Origin of the sequence: uncultured Nitrosomonas sp., from assembly GCF_902826915.1 — a bacterium.
Taxonomy (GTDB): domain Bacteria; phylum Pseudomonadota; class Gammaproteobacteria; order Burkholderiales; family Nitrosomonadaceae; genus Nitrosomonas.
Genome location: NZ_CADEGP010000049.1, coordinates 1 through 24,746, shown reverse-complemented (window position 1 = coordinate 24,746; position 24,746 = coordinate 1). Strand labels below are relative to the sequence as shown.

At 42.3% G+C, this 24,746-nt stretch carries 17 protein-coding genes and 1 pseudogene; 10 read left to right on the top strand and 8 right to left on the bottom strand.

Features of this window, described 5'->3' with window-relative positions; genetic code table 11:
* From glmM to cysG, 3 genes and pseudogenes are all read left to right on the top strand, one after another.
* Positions 1 to 1,074, top strand: a pseudogene (gene glmM, locus QZV86_RS09580) (phosphoglucosamine mutase); the annotation flags it as partial.
* Between the two features lie 201 nt (positions 1,075 to 1,275).
* Positions 1,276 to 2,274: a PstS family phosphate ABC transporter substrate-binding protein gene (locus QZV86_RS09575; RefSeq protein ID WP_295626967.1), complete on the top strand. Its 999-nt coding sequence runs from the start codon at positions 1,276 to 1,278 to the stop codon at positions 2,272 to 2,274.
* A gap of 117 nt (positions 2,275 to 2,391) precedes the next feature.
* Complete coding sequence (gene cysG, locus QZV86_RS09570; protein WP_295626964.1) at positions 2,392 to 3,780, top strand: siroheme synthase CysG; 1,389 nt, start codon at positions 2,392 to 2,394, stop codon at positions 3,778 to 3,780.
* A gap of 74 nt (positions 3,781 to 3,854) precedes the next feature.
* Here the strand turns inward: cysG and nadC are convergent, their stop codons facing one another.
* On the bottom strand, positions 3,855 to 4,709 hold the full coding sequence (gene nadC / locus QZV86_RS09565) for a carboxylating nicotinate-nucleotide diphosphorylase (RefSeq protein ID WP_295626961.1): 855 nt from the start codon (positions 4,707 to 4,709) through the stop codon (positions 3,855 to 3,857).
* Positions 4,710 to 4,840: 131 nt separating this feature from the next.
* Here nadC and QZV86_RS09560 point away from each other — a divergent pair, with 131 nt between their 5' ends.
* From QZV86_RS09560 to QZV86_RS09530, 7 genes are all read left to right on the top strand, one after another.
* The gene (locus tag QZV86_RS09560; protein ID WP_295626957.1) at positions 4,841 to 6,334 is read left to right on the top strand and encodes an FMN-binding glutamate synthase family protein; all 1,494 of its coding nucleotides are present in this window, start codon (positions 4,841 to 4,843) and stop codon (positions 6,332 to 6,334) included.
* Positions 6,335 to 6,544: 210 nt separating this feature from the next.
* Positions 6,545 to 9,220: an EAL domain-containing protein gene (locus QZV86_RS09555; protein WP_295626953.1), complete on the top strand. Its 2,676-nt coding sequence runs from the start codon at positions 6,545 to 6,547 to the stop codon at positions 9,218 to 9,220.
* 65 nt (positions 9,221 to 9,285) lie between these two features.
* On the top strand, positions 9,286 to 11,874 hold the full coding sequence (gene clpB / locus QZV86_RS09550) for an ATP-dependent chaperone ClpB (RefSeq protein ID WP_295626950.1): 2,589 nt from the start codon (positions 9,286 to 9,288) through the stop codon (positions 11,872 to 11,874).
* A gap of 128 nt (positions 11,875 to 12,002) precedes the next feature.
* On the top strand, positions 12,003 to 12,671 hold the full coding sequence (locus QZV86_RS09545; RefSeq protein ID WP_295626947.1) for an IS1595 family transposase: 669 nt from the start codon (positions 12,003 to 12,005) through the stop codon (positions 12,669 to 12,671).
* A 69-nt stretch (positions 12,672 to 12,740) separates the two neighbouring features.
* Positions 12,741 to 13,622, top strand: a complete 882-nt coding sequence (dapA, locus tag QZV86_RS09540; protein ID WP_295626943.1) for a 4-hydroxy-tetrahydrodipicolinate synthase — start codon at positions 12,741 to 12,743, stop codon at positions 13,620 to 13,622.
* Positions 13,623 to 13,640: 18 nt separating this feature from the next.
* Positions 13,641 to 14,783, top strand: a complete 1,143-nt coding sequence (bamC, locus tag QZV86_RS09535) for an outer membrane protein assembly factor BamC (protein WP_295626970.1) — start codon at positions 13,641 to 13,643, stop codon at positions 14,781 to 14,783.
* A gap of 230 nt (positions 14,784 to 15,013) precedes the next feature.
* On the top strand, positions 15,014 to 15,487 hold the full coding sequence (locus QZV86_RS09530) for a DUF5658 family protein (protein WP_295626940.1): 474 nt from the start codon (positions 15,014 to 15,016) through the stop codon (positions 15,485 to 15,487).
* Between the two features lie 35 nt (positions 15,488 to 15,522).
* On the opposite strand, the gene QZV86_RS09525 is transcribed toward QZV86_RS09530, so the two are convergent.
* From QZV86_RS09525 to QZV86_RS09495, 7 genes are all read right to left on the bottom strand, one after another.
* Complete coding sequence (locus tag QZV86_RS09525; RefSeq protein WP_295626937.1) at positions 15,523 to 16,860, bottom strand: TolC family outer membrane protein; 1,338 nt, start codon at positions 16,858 to 16,860, stop codon at positions 15,523 to 15,525.
* Positions 16,861 to 16,865: 5 nt separating this feature from the next.
* Positions 16,866 to 18,218, bottom strand: a complete 1,353-nt coding sequence (locus QZV86_RS09520; RefSeq protein ID WP_295626934.1) for an HlyD family type I secretion periplasmic adaptor subunit — start codon at positions 18,216 to 18,218, stop codon at positions 16,866 to 16,868.
* Positions 18,219 to 18,287: 69 nt separating this feature from the next.
* Positions 18,288 to 20,066, bottom strand: a complete 1,779-nt coding sequence (locus QZV86_RS09515; RefSeq protein WP_295626931.1) for a type I secretion system permease/ATPase — start codon at positions 20,064 to 20,066, stop codon at positions 18,288 to 18,290.
* A gap of 74 nt (positions 20,067 to 20,140) precedes the next feature.
* A complete protein-coding gene (locus QZV86_RS09510) occupies positions 20,141 to 21,025 on the bottom strand; it encodes an SDR family oxidoreductase (protein WP_295626927.1) in 885 nt (294 codons plus the stop codon).
* The gene (locus QZV86_RS09505; RefSeq protein WP_295626924.1) at positions 21,022 to 21,927 is read right to left on the bottom strand and encodes a glycosyltransferase family 2 protein; all 906 of its coding nucleotides are present in this window, start codon (positions 21,925 to 21,927) and stop codon (positions 21,022 to 21,024) included. The genes QZV86_RS09510 and QZV86_RS09505 overlap by 4 nt, the downstream gene beginning before the upstream one ends.
* Before the next feature lie 320 nt (positions 21,928 to 22,247).
* Entirely contained in the window at positions 22,248 to 22,589 is a 342-nt protein-coding gene (locus QZV86_RS09500) for a YnfA family protein (protein WP_295626921.1), read from the bottom strand.
* A gap of 394 nt (positions 22,590 to 22,983) precedes the next feature.
* Entirely contained in the window at positions 22,984 to 24,156 is a 1,173-nt protein-coding gene (locus QZV86_RS09495; protein WP_295626918.1) for a DNA-binding response regulator, read from the bottom strand.
* Between the last annotated feature and the right edge of the window lie 590 nt (positions 24,157 to 24,746).

The window sequence follows — 24,746 nt, the reverse complement described above, 5'->3', positions numbered from 1 at the left end:
TTTCATGTCTTCATCTTATGAAACTTCGGACTCCATGAAAATAAGCATACCTCAATTTGAAGATAATGGCGTAAAGTTCTTCTCTGCAGTCGGCAGCAAGCTTCCGGATGAAATGGAACGCAAAATCGAGGCTGAATTAAATACACCGATTGAGACCAAGCCCTCCGCACAGTTAGGCAAGGTCCAACGAATTGACGATGCGGCTGGTCGCTATATCGAGTTCTGCAAAAGCACTTTTCCCTATCACCTTGATCTACGTGGACTCCGTATTGTAATCGACTGTGCACATGGTGCCGCGTATCATATTGCCAGTCATGTCATGCATGAATTAGGTGCCGATGTCGTCACCATAGGCGTGCAGCTCAATGGATTGAATATCAATCTTGAATGCGGCGCTACTCATGCCGCCACAGTGCAAAAAGCTATTAAACAACATCATGCTGATTTAGGCATTGCATTAGATGGTGATGGTGACCGCGTCATGATGGTGGATAAACAAGGCAAATTTTACAATGGAGATCAACTGATCTATATTATCGCCAGCAGAACAGAAAACTCACTGGAGGTGTTGTAGGCACACTGATGACAAACCTGGCAATTGAGGAGCAATTTAAGAAATTGCACATCCCTTTTCTCCGAACCAATGTCGGTGACCGTCACGTACTCGAATTACTGCAGCAGAAAGGATGGCAGCTCGGTGGTGAAAATTCCGGACATATTATTTGTATGGACAAACACACCACGGATGATGACATCATATCTGCTTTGCAAGTTTTATACGCGCTGCGTGATGCCCATAAAACGTTGGCAGAATTTATGCGCGGCGTATCGCTATACCCGCAGCATCTGATCAATGTAAAAATCTCCAATTCATTTAATTTCAACACCAATAAAGCAGTCAATACTATGCGCAAGGAAGCCGAAGCTGATTTAAACGGTAACGGGCGCCTGCTCATCCGGGCTTCTGGAACGGAGCCTCTTATTCGTGTAATGGTCGAGAGTAAATTCAAACAGAAAGTTAATTACTGGACCGAACGTATCGCTGAGGTCGTTCAAATTGCCAGTAAAGAGTAAGGATAATTTTCTCGCAAAACATGTTTATACGATCTCGATACTATGCAGAATCTGCGATCATACTCCAGAATTCGGGAAAACCAAGCTTGGTAACAAAACATAAAAATTGTCATAATTTAGTAACAATTCTGAAATAGTATATCGTGCGGTTTTGTCAAAACGCTCATACCCTTACTTTATTCATTTGGAGCACGTATAAACATGTTGAATTCTTTAAACTTCAGAGCATCCATTACGGTAGCTTTACTAAGTGTATTCTTCAATGCAGGCACGGCCAGCGCCACGCCAATTGTAAAAATTGATGGCTCAAGTACTGTTTTTCCCATTACTGAAGCTGTCGCAGAAGATTTTCAAATAGCCAAACGCGGCGCAATTCGTGTCACTGTGGGTATCTCTGGAACAGGTGGTGGATTCAAGAAATTCTGCCGCAATGAAATCGATATCGTAAACGCATCCCGCCCAGTTACCGAACTAGAAATGGAAGCCTGTAAAAAAGAAGGGATACAATTTATTGAAATGCCCATTGCTTTTGATGCTTTAACTGTGGTTGTTAATCCCAAAAATACGTGGAGCAAAACCATCACTGTTGAAGAATTACAAAAAATTTGGGAACCTGCAGCGCAGGGAAAAATCACCCACTGGAATCAAATAAACCCAGCATGGCCAGACAAAAGAATCAAACTCTACGGTCCAGGCGCGGATTCTGGCACCTTTGAATACTTTACTGAGGCTATTGTTGGCAAAGCTAAATCAAGCCGCGGCGATTTCACCGCATCAGAAGATGACAACGTCCTGGTACAAGGTGTTGCAAGTGATCTCTATGCATTAGGATTCTTTGGTTTTGCCTATTACATCGAAAACAGTAAAAAAATTAATGCTGTTGCGATTGATAGTGGCGATGGCGGAGTGCTCCCTTCTGCCACAACCGTAGAAAATAACAGCTACAAACCATTATCACGCCCGATATTTATTTACGTGAATGCTAAGTCGACAGAAAAAACAGAAGTACATGAGTTTATTAATTTCTATATGCAGAATGCAACAGAACTGGTAGCAGAGGTCAAATATTTCCCGCTCTCCAAAGAAGTGTATGATCTCAATTTCGAACACTTTAACAAGAAAAAAGTGGGCACTGTGTTCAAAGGCACCGGGATCGACATAAAATTGGAAGACGTACTTAAACTGGAATCCAGTTTATAGACAATCGTAGTAAATAGCAGCTCGCAAGGAAGTGCTGATCAACTCAAAAGCCTTTATTTAGCTCAGAATTGATCAGCACTTCTTTTATCATTTATAAAAAAATAAATCGCGAACGCAATGGATTTTCTCCCAATTTTTTTAAATATCAAAGATAAAGCCTGTCTGATCGTAGGTGGCGGAGAAGTCGCTGCGCGCAAAGCTATGTTGTTACTCCAAGCCGGCGCGCAAGTATCAGTAGTTGCGCCCGAGCTGAATAGGGCCTTAAATAAGTACGTTGCTAGCAGCAAGATCAGCCATAACGCCGAATGTTTTCAGCCCGGACATCTACATAATATTGCACTCGTTATCGCTGCAACGAATGATCGAATCATAAACCAGCAAGTTTCAGAAGCAGCACAACAACGGCAAATTCCGGTTAATGTCGTAGATAGTCCAGAATTATGCACCTTTATTATGCCATCCATCGTCGACCGCTCACCGCTTATAATCGCTGTATCCAGCGGTGGACAATCCCCAGTACTGGCAAGACTGCTGCGTGCTCAACTGGAAACCATAATACCCGTTGCCTATGCACGCATTGCAACCATTGCGGGAAAATTTCGTCAGCACGTCAAGCAACATTTCACTCACACAGAAAAACGACGCATTTTCTGGGAAAAAATCTTGCAAGGTCCATTCACTGAAATGGTGTTGGCTGGAAAAGATAAAACCGCACAAGATTATTTACTACAGTCCCTGCAACAGGAAAAAGACGAGCTACTGCAAGGCGAGGTTTATTTGGTCGGTGCCGGACCAGGCGATCCTGATTTACTCACTTTCCGCGCCATGCGGCTGATGCAGCAAGCCGATGTTGTGGTTTATGACCGCCTAGTCTCGACTGCAATTCTTAGCATGGTGCGCCGCGACGCCACGCGCATTTACGCCGGCAAAGAGCGTAACTGCCATACACTGGAACAAGAATCAATCAATCAACTGCTGGTGCGGTTAGCGCAAGAAGGTAAACGAGTATTGCGACTTAAAGGTGGTGATCCTTTTATTTTTGGCCGCGGCGGTGAAGAAATTGAAACTTTAGCTGAACATCATATCCCCTTTCAGGTTGTACCAGGCATTACGGCTGCATCGGGGGTTGCAGCATACTCCGGGATTCCCTTAACACACCGAGATTACGCACAATCATGTATTTTTGTCACCGGTCATCTAAAAAATAATACGATTGATCTTGACTGGCAACACCTCGCACGCCCTAACCAAACCATTGTGATCTATATGGGATTACTGGGACTACCCGTGTTATGCCAGCAACTGATCGTACACGGCTTGCCAATCTCCACACCTACGGCAATCATTCAGCAAGGCACAACACAAAAACAAAAAATTGTGACTGGAACTCTACAAACACTACCTAACTTGGCTGCAGCTGCAAACTTGACCCCTCCTACACTGATCATTGTAGGAGAGGTTGTCAAACTGCACAAAAAGCTCGCATGGTTTGAACCGGTATCTTAAAATCCTTAGGGTCATTTAATTGCTATAAAATCGATTTCTTGAATGAAAAAGAATGAAACTGATTTATAAGTGCATTACTCTAATTTTTTAAATCGCATCGACAAGTCAATCGCTTGAATATTTTTGGTTAAGCCACCGATTGAGATTCGGTCAATACCGGTTTCAGCCACCTGGCGCACATTGTCTAATGTTATGTTGCCGGATGCTTCCAATATTACCTGCCGTCCAGATATCTGATGAGCCAATATGACCGCCTCCGATAACTGACTCAACGTAAAATTATCTAACAGCACCATAATAGCTCCAGCCGCTAGAGCTTCTTGTAATTCCGACAACGATTCCACTTCAATTTGCATAATAGTTCCGGGAGGCGCAATTGCCTGCGCTTTGTTTAAAGCGGATTGGATGCTCCCTGCCGCGATGATGTGATTTTCCTTAATCAGAATCCCATCATATAAACCCAAGCGATGATTGACACCTCCGCTGCATGTCACAGCATATTTTTGCGCTAAGCGTAATCCAGGCAGTGTCTTACGCGTATCCACAATGACTGCCTTGGTGCCCACAATGGCGTCGACAAAACGTTTTGTTTGTGTCGCCACAGCGGATAGTGTTTGCAGAAAATTCAGCGCGGAACGTTCTGCGGTTAACAAATCACGAGAACCTCCTTGGATCTCACAGAGCTTTTGCCCTGATTGAACAAAATCCCCATCATTGGCAAACCAAGTGATAATCGTTCTCGAAGCTAACTCCAGAAAACAGGCTTCAAACCATTGTACGCCACACAATACCGCATTTTCTCTACTGATTACCACGGCACTCAATGTGCTTTCGCTCGGAATCAATGATGCGGTCAAGTCGCCAGAGCCAATATCTTCTTGCAACGCACGCGTAACATTGTCGTGAATTTCATCGTGTAAATCTTTCAATTGTTTTACCTTTTAATTTCAACCCGGTAAAGAAAAAAAGATCAGTATTTCCATTTTATAATGCCCAGGCTGTTCACTTACGGCAGTTGAACAGATAGTATATAGATTACCCAGCATAATAAGGAAACAGTATGTCCGGCGCAATTGACTTAATCATCTACAGTATCGCCACGATGTTAGGTATTGCCGCCATCGGCATGGTCGTATTTTGGTTTATTGAAGATGTCACGCAGAAAAAACATTCTGTGCTACGAAATTTTCCAGTTATTGGTCGATTGCGGTACATTTTCGAGCGACAGGGTAAATACTTCCGGCAATATTTCTTTGCTAATGATCGCGATGAGCTACCATTTAATCGTGCCACACGTGGTTGGATTTACAAAAATGCCAAGAACAAAGGTAGCCTAGTCGGATTTGGTTCCACCAATGACTTGCGTCAACCGGGCTCGGTTATCTTTGTCAATGCCGCCTTCCCAATTCAAGAAGAAGATCAATTACCAACGCCTTCACTGAATATAGGCAAAGGTTATTGCGAGCAACCGTTCGAAGCCAAATCTATCATCAATATTAGTGGAATGAGCTACGGCGCCATTTCCAAACCAGCAGTACGCGCTTTATCACTAGGTGCCGCACAGGCTGGTTGCTGGTTGAATACCGGTGAAGGTGGACTATCTCCATATCACCTCGAAGGTGCCTGTGATTTGATCATGCAAATCGGCACCGCCAAATATGGCATAAGAGACGGACATGGTAATTTTTCACCGCTACGTGCAAAAGAATTGAGCAAGGTTGTGAAAGCATTTGAGATTAAGCTATCACAAGGCGCTAAGCCCGGCAAAGGGGGATTGCTGCCTGCCAGTAAAGTACATAGTGAGATTGCTGCAATCCGTGGCATCCCCGAAAATGAGAATTCGATCAGTCCGAACCGTCACAAAGATATCAACAACATTGACGAACTGCTCGATAAGATCCATTTTATTCGGGAACTGACTGGACGACCAGTGGGCATTAAAACAGCAATCGGTGGATGGAATTTCATCAATGAATTATGCGACAGCATTAACCGACGCGGTTTGGAATACGCACCGGATTTCCTCACTATTGACGGCGGGGAGGGGGGAAGCGGTGCGGCCCCACAAACACTGATGGATCACGTGAGTCTACCAATCTCGGAAGCCTTACCACGCGTAGTGGACGCCTTGTTGCAATCCGGTTTGAGAAATCGTATTTATATTGTGGCTGCCGGGAAATTGGTAACCTCTGCAGAGGGTGCGTGGGCACTCTGCGCTGGAGCAGATTTTATCAATACCGCACGCGGTTTTATGTTTTCATTAGGTTGCATTCAAGCTATGCGCTGCCATCTCAATACTTGCCCTACCGGCGTCACAACACATGATGAACGTTTGCAGAATGGATTGGTGGTAGAAGAAAAATATCTGCGGGTTGCAAATTATGCCCGGAATGTCAATAAAGAAATCAGCATGATCGCCCATTCATGCGGCTTACACCACGCTCGGCAGTTTAAACGAGAGCATGTTCGCATCATTGAGACTGCAGGAAAAAGCGTGGCTCTAAACATTCTTTACCCCTATCCCGAAGTCCCTAAAGAAACAAATTTGGGTTAATTGATCCAATACCACCTCGTATTTATTAAAATATCTCTCCACTTTCTCAAAGTCAGCGACAATTGAGAAAATCCACGATACTGCATCATTCTAAGAATTAAGGGAGAAAAACCCCTTAGCTATTTATTTCAGCATAGTATCCGATTGCCGATAATACATGCCTTATGTAGGTTCAAATTCTTCATAATTGCATCTGGCACACAAAACATAATGCTTCGTTTTTTCATCAATCAAGATAACAAAAGAATACTCTTAGTCAGTAGCTTGATGATGATTATGCTTATCTTGCTGACAAGTCTTACTGTGTATAACGTGATGCAACGAAAAATCGAAACAATGGCTATTTCAGGTCTTGAAGTTGCATTAGAAAATAAGGCCAAACATATTGAAAAACAAATCACACGCTCCATAGCGAATACGAAAGCAATATCAGCTCGTACCTTTCTCACACAAAGCTTGGAAAAGTTTTATTCTGATAATTCCCAAAAGGAAGGTATTGAAGGGCTTACACAATCAGCAAAAAAAATACTATCCACTCACTTCTCAGGTATCGAGTTCTATGACACTAGTGATAATTTGATTTTAGGTGCAGGAAACCTCTCCAAACAGGGGGAATTTACTGTGAAATTGAATACAGAATCAGATATCAACACAATTTTATTTTGGAATCACGGCTTCATTGTACAAAATTCGATTCAACTTATAAATGAATACAGCGAGCCTATTGGTCGTGTCATCACAGAAGAACGTATGCCTGATCTTACTAGGGTCTTTACAGAGGCAACCCTCATCGGCAATACCGGCGATTTTCTACTTTGCGCGCCTATCAAAGGCAATGATCTTGAAACGGATTGCTTTCTACGTACCGCTAACGATGACAAATTTAAACGTATGCAGCGTATTATAAATAATGAGCCGCTTCCGGTACATTTTGCATTAGAAGGTCAATCTGGCATTATATTTACTAAGGATTATCGGCAAATCGAAGTTCTCGCTACATATACTCCCATTGCCTATGGTCTTGGTGCTGTCCTCAAAATAAATAAAGATGAGGTAAACAGTTACTCAGCAGCCCAGCTCAGAACAATCATATTTTATCTGGCACTAATCTTGTTCTTTGGAATTGCAATAATAAACTGGTTTACCTTCCCGCTAATTCAAAGAATTGCCGGTCAAAAAGAATCATATACAAAAGAACGCTTGAATGAAAACATATGCTTACAGAAAATCAGAAACAATCTGGATCTGAATCAAGGCACGGAAGAAACTTGCAAAAATATTTTAAAATCTTTGTTGCCGGTTTTTGAATTTCAAGAATTTACTGTCGCCAGGATTAAACTTCAAGAAAAACAATACTTCACTCCTAATTATCAAGAAAACTTACCCAATTGTATAAGTGCAGCCATCGTATCTAGTGGACAACAGTGCGGTTTGCTGCAAGTAGCATATATTAGCAGCTCCCCATCAACACCAACTTATCAGCAAAATCTAATCGACACCATTGCGCATGACCTAGGCCGATGGTATGAGCGCAAGGAAGTCGAAGAACGCATTATTAAAATGGCAACTCATGATGCATTAACGGGTTTACCCAATCGGCATTTGCTTCAGGATCGCATCCAGCAGGCATTGGCTTATGATATGCGCCTACAACGACAAATGGCAGTATTATTTATCGATCTGGATCATTTCAAAACTATCAATGATTCACTCGGTCATGAAATTGGGGATTTACTATTAAAAGCCGTCGCAGATAGACTAAGGCTTTGTATTCGCAATGAAGATACAGTTGCCCGTCAGGGAGGCGATGAATTTATTGTAGTGCTAAATTCTATCGCTGAGTCACTGGATGCCGCTAAAGTGGCTCAGAAAATTCTGGACTCACTGATGCAATCATTCCATATCCATAACAATGAGTTACATATTAATGGCAGTATAGGCATTGCGGTGTTTCCTGATGATGGCGTCAATGCGGAAACACTGCTTAAGAACAGCGATGTTGCCATGTATCACGCCAAGAAGAATGGGCGCAATAATTATCAATTTTTCACCGATGAGCTGAATAAGTCAGCATACGAAAGACATATCCTCAGCCTTGATTTACGTCATGCATTAGAACGGAATGAATTACTTTTATACTATCAACCTGTCATGGATATGCCCAATCATAATTTATATGGCGTTGAAGCACTATTGCGCTGGCGACATCCTGAGCAGGAACTGATTACTCCCGATAAATTCATTAACTTGGCAGAAGAAACAGGATTGATTATTCCAATTGGTGAATGGGTACTAAAGACAGTCTGTATGCAAATAAAAGCCTGGCAGGATCAAGGTTTCTATGTACCCAGAGTTGCCATTAATCTGTCTGCGCGGCAATTCCGTGACAAGAATTTAATTAACAATATCTCACGCATACTGAGCGAAACCAAAGTTAAAGCCGAATATATCGCCCTGGAAATAACTGAAAGCATGCTGATTGATAATATCGAAAAGGTGGTAGAAACACTTAATCGTCTCCATGCAATGGGTCTACACATCTCAATTGATGATTTCGGCACTGGCTACTCGAGCCTCAGTTATTTAAAGCAATTCCCCATTCACACACTTAAAATAGATCGCTCATTTGTGCGTGACCTTGTAACCGACAAAAATGACCGTACCATCGTCGCCGCAATAATTGCAATGGCGCACAGCCTGGAAATGGAAGTTATCGCGGAAGGCATAGAAATAGAAGAACAATTGAATTTTCTAGTGACACAAAAATGCAATCACTATCAAGGCTATTACTTCAGCAAACCAGTTACTGTCTCTGAAATTGAGCTTATGCTAATGAATTCAGTCGCTCAATCGAACAAGATTCGCGCTATCGGTTCAGCAAAATAACCTGCTCTTGAAAATTCACACCTCTCCCCCACTTAGGCATCAATAACCTATAACGGGAGAATTTTATGCGCTTTGACAAACTGACCACTAAATTCCAACAAGCATTTGCTGATGCGCAGAGCATCGCTGTTGGCCAGGACAATCCAAATATAGAACCGCAACACCTGCTGCTGGCATTATTGCAACAAGAAGATGGCAGTACGCGTTCTCTACTGCAACGCTCTGGCGTTAATACCGCTCCATTGCTGGAAAGTATCAAGCAAAGCATTTCTCGCATGCCCAAAGTTGAGAATTCAGGTGGCGAAGTCAATATTTCCCGTAGTTTGAATAACCTGCTCAACTTAGCTGATAAAGAAGCACAAAAACGCAACGATCAGTTTATTGCCTCTGAAATGTTTCTTTTGGCGGTCTTGCAGGATAAAGGAGAAATAGGGACATTGCTAAAACAGTTTGGCGCCAACGCCACAGCCTTGGAAAAAGCAATTAATGCAGTACGAGGTGGTGAGCAGGTCGGTAGTGCTGAAGCCGAAGGTAGTCGTGAAGCATTAAAAAAATATACCTTGGATCTTACTGAACGTGCGCGTCAAGGCAAACTGGATCCAGTGATAGGACGTGATGATGAAATTCGTCGAGCAATCCAAGTCTTGCAACGACGCACCAAAAACAATCCCGTTCTGATTGGTGAGCCGGGAGTGGGCAAAACTGCGATCGTTGAAGGCTTGGCGCAACGTATCATCAATGGTGAAGTACCTGAAAACCTGAAAGACAAACGTGTTCTCAGTCTGGATATGGCTGCGTTACTGGCAGGCGCAAAATACCGCGGTGAATTTGAAGAGCGCCTCAAATCCGTGCTGAAAGAGCTTGCGCAAGACGAAGGCAAAACGATTGTATTCATCGATGAACTGCATACGATGGTGGGTGCCGGAAAAGCTGAAGGCGCAATGGATGCAGGCAACATGTTGAAACCGGCCTTAGCACGCGGAGAATTACATTGCGTTGGCGCAACAACACTCAATGAGTACCGTAAATACATTGAAAAAGATGCTGCGCTAGAACGGCGCTTCCAGAAGGTGCTGGTAGAAGAACCCACTGTGGAGGCCACCATCGCAATATTGCGCGGCTTACAGGAAAAATACGAAGTACATCACGGTGTAGATATTACTGACCCTGCCATTGTTGCCGCCGCGGAATTATCCAATCGCTATATTACTGACCGTTTCCTGCCTGACAAAGCTATTGATCTAATTGACGAAGCTGCGGCGAGAATTCGCATGGAAATTGATTCTAAGCCTGAGGTGTTGGATAAACTGGATCGCCGCTTGATACAGCTTAAAATTGAACGTGAGGCGATTAAAAAAGAAAAAGATGAAGCATCGCAAAAACGACTTCAACTTTTGGAAGAAGAAATCAAGCAGAAGGAACGCGAGTATACCGATTTAGCTGAAATCTGGAAAACTGAGAAATTCCAAGTGTTAGGTTCTCAGCAAATCAAGGAAACAATGGAAAAACTCAAGTTGGAAATAGAAGCCGCAACTCGTAAAGGAGATTGGCAGAAGGTTTCAGAGTTGCAGTATGGCCAACTGCCACAATTGGAAGCACAATTGCAACAGTCGGCAGGAAGTGAACCAAATTCCGCACCCGCGCCTAAATTGTTACGCACTCAAGTGGGTGCTGAAGAAATTGCAGAAGTTGTGTCTCGCGCTACCGGTATTCCTGTATCAAAAATGATGCAGGGTGAGCGTGAAAAGTTACTCCTGATGGAACACAGGCTACATGACCGGGTTGTTGGCCAGGATGAAGCTGTACGCCTGGTTTCAGACGCGATCAGGCGTTCTCGCGCCGGACTGGCTGATCCCAACCGTCCTTATGGATCGTTCTTGTTCCTGGGACCAACCGGGGTAGGAAAAACAGAACTATGCAAAGCACTCGCTGGTTTTCTGTTTGATTCCGAGGATCATTTAATCCGCGTCGATATGTCTGAATTCATGGAGAAACATTCGGTCGCCCGACTGATTGGCGCCCCACCGGGCTATGTCGGCTATGAAGAAGGTGGCTACTTAACTGAGCTCGTGCGCAGAAAACCTTATGCGGTTATTTTGCTGGATGAAGTTGAAAAAGCGCACCCAGATGTATTTAATGTATTGCTACAAGTGTTAGATGATGGACGAATGACCGATGGTCAGGGACGCACTGTCGATTTCAAAAATACAGTCATCGTCATGACATCCAATTTGGGATCACAGATGATTCAGGAAATGTCAGGAAATGAGTACTCTGCCATCAAGCAGGCTGTCATGAATGAAGTAAAAATATATTTTCGTCCTGAATTTATCAATCGCATTGATGAAGTAGTAGTGTTTCATGCTTTAGATGAAAAGCACATTCAATCAATTGCCCAGATACAGTTGCATTATCTTGAGGCAAGATTGGCCAAATTGGGAATGCAACTAAAAATCAGTGAATCAGTATTCACCGCTCTTTCTCAAGCAGGGTTCGATCCGGTATTTGGCGCCCGCCCTTTAAAACGAGCTATCCAAACACAAATTGAGAATCCGCTTGCCAAAGAAATTCTGGAAGGTAAATTTGCTGCAAAAGACACAATCCAAGCCGACTACAGCGACGGCATTATCAGCTTTACCAAAATGCATGAATAATTTTACAGTATTGGGCATTACTTCTAATTCAGAACGCATGTAAGTAAAGATAAAATATGCTGAAACACATTGTGAAACTAATTAAACAAGGCTCTAGACTAGAAGACACAATCTGTTAGTCTAGCAAGATGTTAATAAACAGCAAATTAAGTGATTATTATATTAAAAAAATAATTCAATGTTTTTGCATTGATATACCTGCCAGCAAAACAGCTCTGCTACTGGGTAAAAATCGTAACACGATTAATCGTTGGTATGGCATTTTCAGGCAAGTAATTTATCGCCATCAGACTGCCCTTAAAGACAAGTTGTTAGGCAAAGTGGAAGTTGATGAAAGCTATTTTGGTGCGAAACGGCATCGTGGTTATCATGGGAAACTCAAACGCGGTCGCGGGACATTAAAACAGCCTGTATTTGGTGTGTTTGAGCGAGATGGCAGAGTATACACCGAAATAGTACCGGACTGTAAACGCCTGACCTTACAGGCGGTAATACTGGGTAAAGTATCAATTGAAAGCGTTATTTATAGTGATGGCTGGCGTGGTTATAATGGTTTGGTAGATGTAGGATACTCTAAGCATTTTCGTGTATCCCATGGTGATAATGAATTTGCTCGGGATGGGCATTGCCATATAAACGGTATCGAATCGTTTTGGAGTTTTACCAAGCGGCGGCTTGCAAAGTTTAACGGCGTGTCAGTTAACTTTGAGTTGCATTTAAAAGAATCTGAATGGCGTTGGAAAAAACAACCTAATGAACTTGCTAGTGCACTATGGCAAATCATCAGATATCATTAACTCTGCTAGTCTAGAGCCTAAACAATATTAGTTTGAGGTAAAATAAGCCTTTTTATTGGATAGATTGTCATGTTTAAAGGTAGCTTGGTTGCTATCGTCACCCCCATGGATGAAGGTGGTGGACTAGATTTAGATCGTTTCCGCTCTCTTCTGGATTTTCATATAAACCAGGGTACTGATGGCGTTGTGATAGTTGGCACCACAGGTGAATCTCCAACAGTGGATTTTGATGAGCACCATCTGTTAATGCGCACAGCAGTTGATCATATCGCAGGACGCATACCGGTGATAGCAGGAACTGGTGCAAACTCAACGCGCGAGGCTATTGATCTATCCATTTTTGCCAAGAATGCAGGGGTGGATGCGTGCCTCTCGGTTGCGCCTTATTACAACAAACCCACCCAGGAGGGGCTATATCAGCACTTTAAAACAATTGCTGAGGCAGTTGATATCCCGCATATTCTATACAATGTCCCTGGAAGAACCGTAGCTGATATTCATAACGATACCGCACTTCGTCTAGCATCGATTCCTAATATTGTTGGTATTAAAGATGCAACAGGCAATATCGGACGAGGTTGTGATCTATTGTTACGCGCACCTCCTGAGTTTTTCATTTATAGTGGCGATGATATTAGCGCACTAGCATTATTGCTGTTAGGGGGACATGGCGTTATTTCAGTTACCGCAAATGTGGCTCCCAGAATGATGCATGAGATGTGCATTGCTGCGCTTCTGGGAGAAATAAATACTGCGAGGTCGTTAAATAATAAGCTTCTGCGCTTGCATACAGACTTATTTGTCGAAGCCAACCCCATTCCTGTGAAATGGGCCGTTACACAAATGGGCTTGATAAATTCTGGAATTCGTTTGCCACTAACACCATTATCTGCTCAATACCATCAGCTTATACGCGAAGCAATGCAATTGGCGGGTATCCACACGACTTAAAGAGGTAAAATGTCAACCATGAAGTGGCGAAAAATAACCTTGCCGTGCCTGATACTGATGTTCTCAATGACAAGCATAGGTTGCAATATGTTTCCTGAAACCAAGAATATTGATTACAAATCGGCCGGCAAAGCACCCGCTCTGGATGTACCTCCTGACTTGGTTCAACCTGACATTGATGAACGCTATTCGATTCCAGAACTGAATTCACCTGGAAGCACAACATTCTCCAGCTATAGCAACGAACGGGGCGGACGGCAAAACACCAGTTCATCTTCTTTATTACCATCATCTTTTCAGGATGTGCATATTGAACGCTCAGGAACACAACGCTGGCTAGTTATTCCCCAATCGCCTGAAACCGTATGGCCGGTAATTAAGGAATTTTGGCAAGAACTTGGCTTCCTGATCAAAACAGAAGTTCCCGAGGCTGGAATCATGGAAACAGATTGGGCAGAGAATCGAGCCAAGATCCCACAAGATATTATACGCTCTGTACTTTCCACTGTTCTCGATAGCATTTATTCCACCGCTGAGCGCGATAAATTTCGCACCCGCCTGGAACGAAACGAGGTAGGTAATACGGAAGTATATATCAGCCACCGCGGTATGGTCGAAGTATTGCAAAGTGGCCCTCTCAACCGCACCATCTGGCAACCACGCCCGGCCGACCCCGATCTCGAAGCTGAAATGCTCTCGCGTTTAATGATGCGCTTCGGCGTTGAGGAGCAAAAGGCTAAACTGGAATTAGCTACTAGCAAAAATAATACTTCTATTGAACGCGCTTACATCGACCAAGAAGGAACAGCCCTGGTTATCAATGAGGCATTTGACCGATCCTGGCGACGTGTTGGTTTGGCACTTGATCGAATTGGTTTTACCGTTGAAGATCGCAATCGTGAAGAAGGCATTTATTTTGTGCGCTATGTCGATCCCGATGTAGACAGCAGGAAGAAAGGCGACGATAAAGGGATTTTATCAAATATAATGTTCTGGCGTAGTGACGACAAGGATGCTGCCAAAGCCGCAAAATTTCGTATACAGGTTCATAGCACTGGAACCAACACATGCAAAGTAACTTTCTTAAGTGATGACGGATCAACTGTTAACTCTGCCACATCCAGCCGCATCCTAAAACTGTTGCATGAGCAGCTAAAATGAAGCCCCCGACCAGAAAAAACTACCGTGTTCCATCTTTGAAAATCTAAACGCAATTTTATGCGTTCCTTTCGAGAGCGCTTTAGCCGATGTCACCGCTTCCAGTTTTGCTTCGCCCATGTAAGTAAATTTATTCTGAAACCTGTGGAAAAAAACAAAATTAACTGCTATCTTACGAGCATAAAAATAAATTTTCCTCGTTATTTATAACTAAAAAGGAAAGGGAGTGTTTCATGACCAAAGTAATCTCAATTCCAAACATTAGAAATCAGAATCGTCGCCGAACCGTACCTTTTTTTTGCACCTATCACTTGGGAATTAAAACTGGAAGGAGATTAGGTGAACGTAGAGTTCCTCAAAAAGGAATGCCGGAGTATGTAGATCGCTATCCTGGGCATTTGATGGTTTGCATGGTTGCCATTTTATTCTTAGGTATGCTAGATGCTTTCTTTACACTCAATATTCTAGCTAGAGGTGGAGAAGAACTGAATTGGGTTATGGCACAACTGATTGAAGATAGCACGCAAAAATTTATCAGCTTTAAGCTGGCACTTACATCAATGGCGCTGATATTACTGATTATTCATCATAATGTACGACTTACTGAAAAAATACGCGTGTGGCATATCAAGTATTTGATTCTTTCCGGTTACACAGTATTGATTGGTTATGAATTGTATTTATTGAAGCTTGCAGAATTTTATTGAATCCATCATTGATATCAGAATTGTCGTTGGAAAAATTAATTTCGTTGCGATGTGAAATAGCTGGCTACTTTCCTCAAATCATCAAGTGCCAATGTACCGGCAGTTTGTTGCAGCCGAAGATATGCCAACAAGTAGTTATATCTTGCCTGAGCAAGATCACGTCGAGCTGTGTGTAATTGCTGCTGAGCGTCCAAAAGATTCAAATTAATACGAATACCACCACGAATACTTTTTTGTGTTGCTTCCACGAGCAGCTCCGCTGATTTCACTGCCATTTCCAAAGATTCAATCCTTCTGACGCTACTCATTAACAGATTGTATTGCTTGCGTAGCTCGACCAACACCTGGAGGGTTGCTGCGTCTAACTCAGCCTCAGCGCGAGCATGATTTGCAACTGCTTGTGCGGTTAGAGCATTCACACGCCCTCCTGAATAGATAGGCATATTAACTTCAATTCCAATCGTTCCAAATTCCGCATCCAAACCTTGCGTAACAAAAGAACCTCTCTTATTCTTTTGTAGACTGGCAACTAAATCAACACGGGGTAAATGACCAGCGTGGTTTTTCTTAATTTCTTCCTTGCCCGAAACAACATTATGACGTTGCGTCACCAACTCAGCGTTTTGTTCGAGCGCCAAAGCTTGCCAAGTGTCATAGCCATCTGGAAGCTGTATTGTCTGAGAGCTAAAAGTATCATTTAAACGAACCAATTGTGTTATTTTCTGCCCTATCAACGCTTCCAGCTTAAGTTGTGCAATTTCTAGCTCATCTTTTGCTTCAATTATTTTTGCTTGTGCCAGCGAATACTTAGATTGCGTTTCCAGAACATCAGTAGTAGTTCCCTCCCCTCTCAGCAGCATGCGCTCATTGACGCGTTTGAGTTCTTCAAGGGCATCAACCTCTGTCTCAGCAATTCTTACGCGATCTTGTGCTAACAAAGTTTCAATATAAGCTTCCACGACTCGAACTAAAAGCTGTTGACCATGCCCAAGAAATTTTGCACGACTAGAATCAGCCCTGGCTTTTCCTTGCTGATATCCAGCTATTGCTTCAAGATTGAATAAAGGCTGGCGCAAGGTTAGCGTACTGACTTGTCCATCAAAATTCAACGGTTGAGAACCCGTGCTTCCATTCAATGTACCTGAATTCTTGTTTTGAGCGTGCGTTACGGCTAAGCTTGGCAACAAACTGGCACGCCCGATGATTTCTGCTTGCTGTCCTGCTTCATTTTCGTGCAAAGCGGAGCGATAGATTGGGTCATGCTGCAATGCCGCTTCATAAGCATCCAAGAGGTTCAGAGCATGGGCCAAATTAGTTGCATTGAAGAATAATACAAAAATAATTATTAAGATCTTATGATAGAAAGCGATCATTGCAACTACTCTTCGCTTAGAGAGGAATGGACGCGATCAAGAATTGGTTTAAATAGATAATTCATAAGTGAACGCTCACCTGTTTTAATAAATATTTCAACCGGCATACCTGCTCGTATTTGTTCATCGGCCAATTGCTTCATGCCTTCTGGTGATACTTTAGCTTTAATACTATAAAATGGAAATCCGCTGTTTGCATCAACCAGTCGATCTGCCGATACCTGGGTAACAGTACCAGGAATATTGGGCGTTTTCTTTTGATTCAGCGCAGAAAAAATCAAATCTACTGGAAGATCAACATGAATTTTATCAATTAGATGTACAGGCACCTGGCCCGTAATAATCAGCATATCATCGCTTGGAACAATATCCATCAACTTAGATCCTGGGGCGATTACACCTCCTTCTGTAAATACATTCATGCCGACAACAATACCATCAACGGGCGCCTTAACTTCTAACGTCGCCAATTCAAAATCCTGTCCAATCAGGCGGCTTCTTAATGCTTCAGCTTCACGCTGCACATCAGACAATGTCTGTCTAACCTCTTTCTGATATTCCTGAAACCGGTGAATGCGACGCTGTTCAAGTTCCGTAATCTGGCGTTGCGTACGGCCAATATCCCCAGTGTCGGAAGAAATTTCTCCTGTGAGTTGCGTATAACTCCGCTCAAGTTCCAGAACACGATTGCGGGGAACAAAACCGTCCATGGCCAGATCGCGTAAACTGAAAAGCTGTTCTTCAAGGAACTTAAGTTGCTGGTTTTTGCTGACTCTTGATGACTCCAACCCCCGCAACTGTAATTTCAGACCCGCAGTATTTTCATCAATTGCAGCAATCTCATGTTGCAAAGCAAGTCTACGCGATGAGAATAGTTGATTTTGAATGCTATTATTATTAGCAATACGCGAATCATTTTGCGACGCAAATTCATTCGGAAAGGTGATTTCATTAGCCCCATCGCGCTCTGCCAATAACCTTGCTTCGATTGCACGCGCTGCATAGAGTTGACTACGGGTTATTTCTGCTTGAGCTTTGATCTGCACATCATTCATGCGTACCAGGATCTGCCCTAGTTTTACGTGATCCCCCTCTCTAACCAAGATTTTATCAATGATACCGCCAGTCTGATGTTGCACTGCCTGAAGATGACTCGCCACGGTGACGGTTCCCATGACAGGGACTCCTTTATCTAAAGGGGCGATCGATGACCATAGAATAAATCCACAGAACCCAGCCAAGACAATCCACCAACCGAGCCTAGTATAAGTCGTTTCATCAGTCTCAACCTGCGTGGATAGGTCAACTACTGGAATACTCTCAATAATTGATTCTTTTTCTTCAGCAACAAGCTTCATTATTATTCCTATTTGTTGATCGAAGTATTTATTCTCAATATATGATAGAACGGAACGACATCTTTCGGTTTAGCTAGTCTTAGTTACATCAGCAGCTTGTGGTGCTTGAGTAGCGGTCTGATTTTCAGCTTTCTTTTGTGCCAGTAATGCCTGTTGAGTTTGCTGTTGTTTTGTCAAAGCCTCGATTACTTCTTTGGTAGGACCAAACATTTTTACCATGCCCTCTTGTAATAGTAATAGTTTGCTGGTCGCACCTAGAATACTGGTTCGGTGTGTAATCAAGACGATAGTTTTCCCACGTTTACGCAAATCGATGATGGCAGCCAAAAGCGCTTGCTCACCCACGTCATCAAGATTTGAATTGGGCTCATCCAGAACGATTAATGAAGGATCATCGTACATTGCACGCGCTAAACCAATGCGTTGCTTTTGTCCACCGGAGAGTCCCGCGCCACCGCCGCCAAGTACCGTATCATAGCCTTCAGGCATATTTAGAATCATTTCATGAACACCTGCTCGTTTAGCTGCGAGAATAACTTTCTCTGCATGTATTTCTCCAAAACGCGCAATATTTTCTGAAACCGTGCCTGCAAATAGCTCAATATCTTGGGGTAAATATCCAATGTGCGGACCCAGCTCATCTTTGTTCCAAAGATAAACATCCGCGCCATCCAATCTTACTTTCCCCGAAGCGGCCGGCCATACGCCAACTAATAATCGAGCCAATGTGGATTTTCCAGACCCACTGGGGCCAATAACGCCGAGAACCTCGCCAGCATTAAGGGAGAATGAGATACCTTTGATAACCGGCACTTTTCCGCCAGGTGGAGCTGCAGCAACACTTTCAACATTAATGATACCGACTGGCTTTGGCAATGCCATCCCCGCTTCACGTGCCGGATTATGTTCAAGTAGCTGAGTGAGGCGCTCATAAGCACTACGCGTACTCCCAATTTGCTTCCACACGCTGATCAATAACTGAACCGGCGCTATGGCTCTACCTAATAGTATCGAGCCAGCAATCATCATCCCGGGAGTGATGCTATTCTCTAAAACCAATAGCGCACCTAATCCCAGCATGAGCGACTGTAATGCCACAGTGAAAGACTTAGATAATGCAGTCATCACGCCTGCTTTTTCACTGGCTTCAGCTTGTAAGTTAAGAAAGCGACTGTGCAATTTATACCAGCGAGATTGTATATTAGGCAACATACCCATGGCTTCAATTACTTCAGCATTACGCAGATTATTTGATGCTACATTGGTAGAAGCAATAGCCATCGAATTGGCCTCGGCTAAAGGCTTGTGTGATATTTTTTCATTGATGTAAGCTAGTGTGATCAATATGACCGTACCACATAGTGCAAAAACGCCCAAACCAGGATGGAACATAAATATTACGAGTAAATAAATCGGAAACCACGGCGCATCAAAAAAAGCGAATAAGGCATTGCCAGTTAAAAATTGCCGTAAATTTGTCAGATCTTTCAAAGCTTGCCCAGCATTGCCATCACCTTGCTTCAAGCTTTCTTCAAAGGCAGCAGTATAGACACGTTTATTCAATTTCATGTCGAGCTGTGCGCCGACCCGGATTAATACAAAGCTGCGTATGTATTCTAGTGCGCCCATGAAAATATAAGCGCCTAGCATAATCAACGTTAACATTAATAAAGTTGTTTCGTTGCGACTGGTAAGAACACTGTCATAAAGCTGCAACATGTAAATGGCTGGCATAAGCATGAGCATATTAATGACCGCACTGAATACCCCAATGTTTCTAAAAGCTTTCTTAAAACCAACTAGTACTTGTGCAACTTCATTCTTAGGAGCTCGAAATTTAAATTTCATCTATATAACGCCGTGATTATGTGTTATCCGATTACAAATATGCAATTTATTGAATCAATTATAGTTGTTGCTGGTTATTCTTGACTAGGTAAATCTTTTGCAGTCAATTCGAATGCTCTGGGAAGAAAGTTCAGATCTCGTTGTAAATCTGAACAATCAAAATTTAAATTCTGATTCATTCTTTCGGCCATTGCCGACGTCCAATAACGATAACGTGGTAGCCGCCGGATTCCCCATACGGCGATCTGAAAAAGCCATAGCGGTATTGTCAATGTGCGCTGCGGTTGATGCAATGCTGCAAAAACGCGATTAACCATTGCTCGGTACGTTAAAGTTTCTCCTCCCGCTAAATTATAGGAACGATTTGCCAAACTTAAAGTGCTAAGCGCCTTATAGCACGCGATCGCAACATCTTCAGCATGAATTGGTTGTCGCAAACCCTGAGCTGATCCTAACAGGGGAAAGAATCCAAACCGATGAATAAAATTCATTATCTCAGTAATATTTTTGTCCCGCCCATACCCATAGATCATTGTTGGCCGCAGAAATATCCATTCTATTTTATGCGCAGTCATCCATGCTTGTACCACCTCTTCGCTTTTGATCAGCTGCATGGCAATTTCTTGCTCTTTGATGTCTGTGGATGCGTTTTTCGTGAAGCGACTGGTGGAAGATAATACAACAATCCGGCGAACGCCATAGGCCAATAAGAGATTAAAATGTTCCGGTAATATCCAGATGGGTGCAACACATAGCCAAAAAGGAATAATCTCATTTTCTGTAAAATCACTGAAATCACCAGTCGTATCAAGCTGACGCCAAATAATTTGTGGATGACTTTGTGTGAACAAACGACGTGAAAAAGCGGTAATGCGATAATTGTTTTGTAATAATTGGTTTAGTAAGCATTGACCCACCAGACTGGTTGCACCCAACAATCCGATCTGTTGTTCATTCATATTCTTATTTTCAACAACTTGCAACAATACTGCGCAGAAAGAAATATCACGGCAATCCCAAAGCGAGACCATACCGCCAGAGAAACTAGCCCCATTAGCGCCTTTGGGTACTGTCGCTGAAAAAATTTTTGATAGAAACGTAGCATTCCTTTATGTTTGTGCCATGAGACAAAAAATGGTCTAGAACGGCTGCAGGTTCCCTGAAAATGAACAACCGGCGCGTCGGGTATGAAAATAATCTTCCATTTCTTTTGCCTAAATCGCACGCAAAGATCTAAATCCTCGCAGTGTAAAAAATAATTTTCATCCCATAGACCCACTTCATTGATGGCTTCACGCTTTACTAGCATCAATGCACCTGAAATTGCTTCGACTTCTATGGGCAGATGGGGCAATGGTTTGTTATTCAGGTGAAAATCAAAAAATAAGCGTGGCCAGAGTTTCTCCAGGCGATACAGCCCAAAAGCACGTACAAAAGCACGCCAAGGAGTAGGTATAGCTCTCCGTCCGCCACCTTGCTCGGAACCATCAGGATTAACCAAAAAACCACCGGCCATGCCGATATGGGTATCTGATTCTACTATCTCAACCATGCGCTGCAATGAATTTTCCTGCAAAACACAATCAGGATTCAGGAAAAGAATAAGTGGCTCGGTGGATAAATCAAAACCCACATTGCAACCTGCGGCGAACCCTACATTGTTATGGAGACGAACAATGTGCAGCTTCTTTGATGGAAGCTTATTTTCCAACTCAATCAAGCTCATATCAGAAGATGCATTATCAACTACGACGATTTGCTGGACCTGATGCAATACTGCATGAACACAATTTACCAGAAGCGAGCCACTATTATAGTTGACGATAACTACTGTCACAGGCGTGCTACAAACGAAATTCAATTGGCTTTAACTCCAGTTTTGCTCCACGCTCTGTAATGAAAGAGATGACAAAAAAGCTCGAAGCTGAGTAGTTGGTTTAAAGACATTTATCAATATATGAAGTACGAACACCATCATTTTACCGCCTTCAGCTAACATATAGCAGCATCTTATTCTTCTTACTTCATAAACAAAATGAATAAACTGACCTCTGAATGCTTGGATCAAAATACCCATGATCACTTCCAGGCGCTTTAACGTACATTTTTCTTGGTAATATCTTTTGTATATGGGCAATGCCAAACACTGAGGCAGCGTGTCATATCATGAGGTTGTATTGACTAGATAGGCTTAATAAACTGCCTCCCAAACATGATGACAATGACACCAACCAAACAAATGCCTACACCAATCCAATCAGTAATAACCGGACGAATTGCATCTATCACCCACAACCACATCAATGCCACACAAATATAGACACCGCCATACGCTGCGTAGACACGTCCTGCAGCCTGAGGATGAAGTGTGAGTAGCCAAACAAATAATGCCAAGCTGACAACTGCTGGGAAAAGCAGCCAAAGAGACTTTCCTTCTTTCAAGTAGAGATATGGCAGATAGCAACCAATTATCTCTGCCAAGGCGGTAACTACAAATAAACTCAACGTCTTGATGATTTCCATTACTACTGTCCAAATAAAGACAAATCATTTCTAATAATGTGACGGCCAGGAAATGATCGTAACTTGATTTCAAAGATATCGTCAAGAATCAAGTGGAATACCATAATGCCAAACAATAACGTTTTATTTAATGAACCAACCAGAAGTTAGTAGTCTGTTGCTGAAAGCGCCTCGAAGAAACGCTTGTTGCACGTTGACAGTAGCATTTAAGCAAAACTACTGAAATTATCCTGCACAAATAAAATTAATAACAACTTAATATTCGAAAGATGCTCAAATTATCAAGCTTAGTATAGGATCAAATGCACAGGCATATAAAAAACTCGGCCATAAATGACCGAGTTTTAGACAGGGGGATTATTTTTCTGCAGCTTCATAACCCTTCACTATACGGTTAAAATGCTTGATCAATGAATGATTTTTTTATAGAAGACCCTGATTGTTGAAAATGACATCTGGCATACATGAAAAGGCTAAATCGATTATTTATGCCTAATTTCTTAAAAATTGCGGACAAGTGATTCCGTAATGTATGTTCATTCATTTTTAAGTGCGCTGCAATCTGTTTGTTCTGTTCGCTACCATTAGCATGTGAGAACACATTAACAATTTCGCTTTCCTTACGTGTAAGGCCACTAATCTTTCTAGTGTCGATAGAAGGGGAAGCTGCCCTTCTCATGCGGAAGTTTTGTAGAAAAGCACGACTGGCTGTATCTCGATCAAACCACACCTCTCCGTTATGAACCTTATCAATCACCTTAAGTATCGTCTGGATGGATTCTTTCTGGTACACAATACCTCTCGCACCTGAAATCACTGCTTGGTCAATAACTTTTTGATCGTGTGTTCTGCAAAAAATCACGACTTTTGTATCTCCGTTATTGGCAAATTCAGAGATATAGTTTACGCAATTAATATCACCCAAATAAATATTGAGTATCAAAATATCCGGTCGTTTTTCCATGACCAGTCGTTTAGCAAGAAAAATATTCGCTGCTGTCCCAACAACTTCCATCTGCGGTTTCTGATCATTGATCAGTTTCTCCAATCCCCATAGTATTATTTGCTGATCGTCAACTAAAAATACCCGAATTGGGTTTATAGAAAATTGTTTTGCCAGCATTGCCGACTTGTCAACATCATCATATCGATTAAAGTCAGACTCTACCTTATAACCGTTTTTTTCACTATTACATTCTTGGGCTTGGTTGCTCAAGGCCGCAACCAATGCCATGGTGCGCTGCATGATTGATTCAGTGCTATAGCGGGTAAAATAAATACAGAGTTTGCAATTTTCGATCGGAAGGTTCAACTGGTGCATTAAACAGAGATTGTCACCATCATCCAGCTCCATATCCGTCAGAATAAGATCTGGTTTATCGATTTTTATTCTGAATGTGGCTGTTTTATTTGAATTGTAAATGCCAATGATATCGCATTTCCATCCTTTAACTATATTTTCTAAATTCCCACCTGAAATATAATTACGAACCAAGATTAATACTCGTGGAACTTCTATTCTATTATGAGAAATTCTCTTCAACGCTGATTCTGTTTTTTTATTCATTGATCTTTGCCTTTTAAGAGTCCCACGACATTACAATTTTTCATTTGCAATGACGACAAACCACCTGTGTAAACGAATGTGAACGTGAGATGCCTGTCATCCTAACAAAAACACCCTATAAAAGAGAAAAAAGCATTCCACACACGGCATGTTAATTCCACTTGTTAGTACAAAAGTTTCAGTGATGAACAAATAAATTAATCTTCAACTTATTTTTCTTGAATTTTTATTAAACATCAACAGCCCAAAAGCATCGAGAGGGATAAAAATGCCTTAGGACTGTTTTCATGCCCAGTATGTCGGATATAAATCCCAGTTGTTCCGAATGGATTTATGTGTAATTATTTCCCACGCACAAATGAACTATACGTGGGAAATAATCCCATGTCAATATTTTTGCAAGATTACCCTGATCAATTTATATAAGTAAGCAATAATCATATTTATCACAATTTTTTGCTCAATCTTTGAAGCTTCGATTCGCTTCTTCTTTCTTTTATCTAAGACTAGGTTTCTTGAGCGTTGATAGCATTGCAAAGGCTATGTCACAATTAATTATTGAATTATTTGTCCAACGTGCATTGAGATAT

What these genes read in the sequence shown, in the direction of transcription:
- QZV86_RS09575 (WP_295626967.1), top strand. Translation starts at nt 1,276, where the DNA reads ATGTTGAATTCTTTAAACTTCAGAGCATCCATTACGGTAGCTTTACTA.
- cysG (WP_295626964.1), top strand. Translation starts at nt 2,392, where the DNA reads ATGGATTTTCTCCCAATTTTTTTAAATATCAAAGATAAAGCCTGTCTG.
- QZV86_RS09560 (WP_295626957.1), top strand. Translation starts at nt 4,841, where the DNA reads ATGTCCGGCGCAATTGACTTAATCATCTACAGTATCGCCACGATGTTA.
- QZV86_RS09555 (WP_295626953.1), top strand. Translation starts at nt 6,545, where the DNA reads ATGCTTCGTTTTTTCATCAATCAAGATAACAAAAGAATACTCTTAGTC.
- clpB (WP_295626950.1), top strand. Translation starts at nt 9,286, where the DNA reads ATGCGCTTTGACAAACTGACCACTAAATTCCAACAAGCATTTGCTGAT.
- QZV86_RS09545 (WP_295626947.1), top strand. Translation starts at nt 12,003, where the DNA reads ATGTTAATAAACAGCAAATTAAGTGATTATTATATTAAAAAAATAATT.
- dapA (WP_295626943.1), top strand. Translation starts at nt 12,741, where the DNA reads ATGTTTAAAGGTAGCTTGGTTGCTATCGTCACCCCCATGGATGAAGGT.
- bamC (WP_295626970.1), top strand. Translation starts at nt 13,641, where the DNA reads ATGAAGTGGCGAAAAATAACCTTGCCGTGCCTGATACTGATGTTCTCA.
- QZV86_RS09530 (WP_295626940.1), top strand. Translation starts at nt 15,014, where the DNA reads ATGACCAAAGTAATCTCAATTCCAAACATTAGAAATCAGAATCGTCGC.
- QZV86_RS09525 (WP_295626937.1), bottom strand. Translation starts at nt 16,860, where the DNA reads ATGATCGCTTTCTATCATAAGATCTTAATAATTATTTTTGTATTATTC.
- QZV86_RS09520 (WP_295626934.1), bottom strand. Translation starts at nt 18,218, where the DNA reads ATGAAGCTTGTTGCTGAAGAAAAAGAATCAATTATTGAGAGTATTCCA.
- QZV86_RS09515 (WP_295626931.1), bottom strand. Translation starts at nt 20,066, where the DNA reads ATGAAATTTAAATTTCGAGCTCCTAAGAATGAAGTTGCACAAGTACTA.
- QZV86_RS09510 (WP_295626927.1), bottom strand. Translation starts at nt 21,025, where the DNA reads ATGAATGAACAACAGATCGGATTGTTGGGTGCAACCAGTCTGGTGGGT.
- QZV86_RS09500 (WP_295626921.1), bottom strand. Translation starts at nt 22,589, where the DNA reads ATGGAAATCATCAAGACGTTGAGTTTATTTGTAGTTACCGCCTTGGCA.
- QZV86_RS09495 (WP_295626918.1), bottom strand. Translation starts at nt 24,156, where the DNA reads ATGAATAAAAAAACAGAATCAGCGTTGAAGAGAATTTCTCATAATAGA.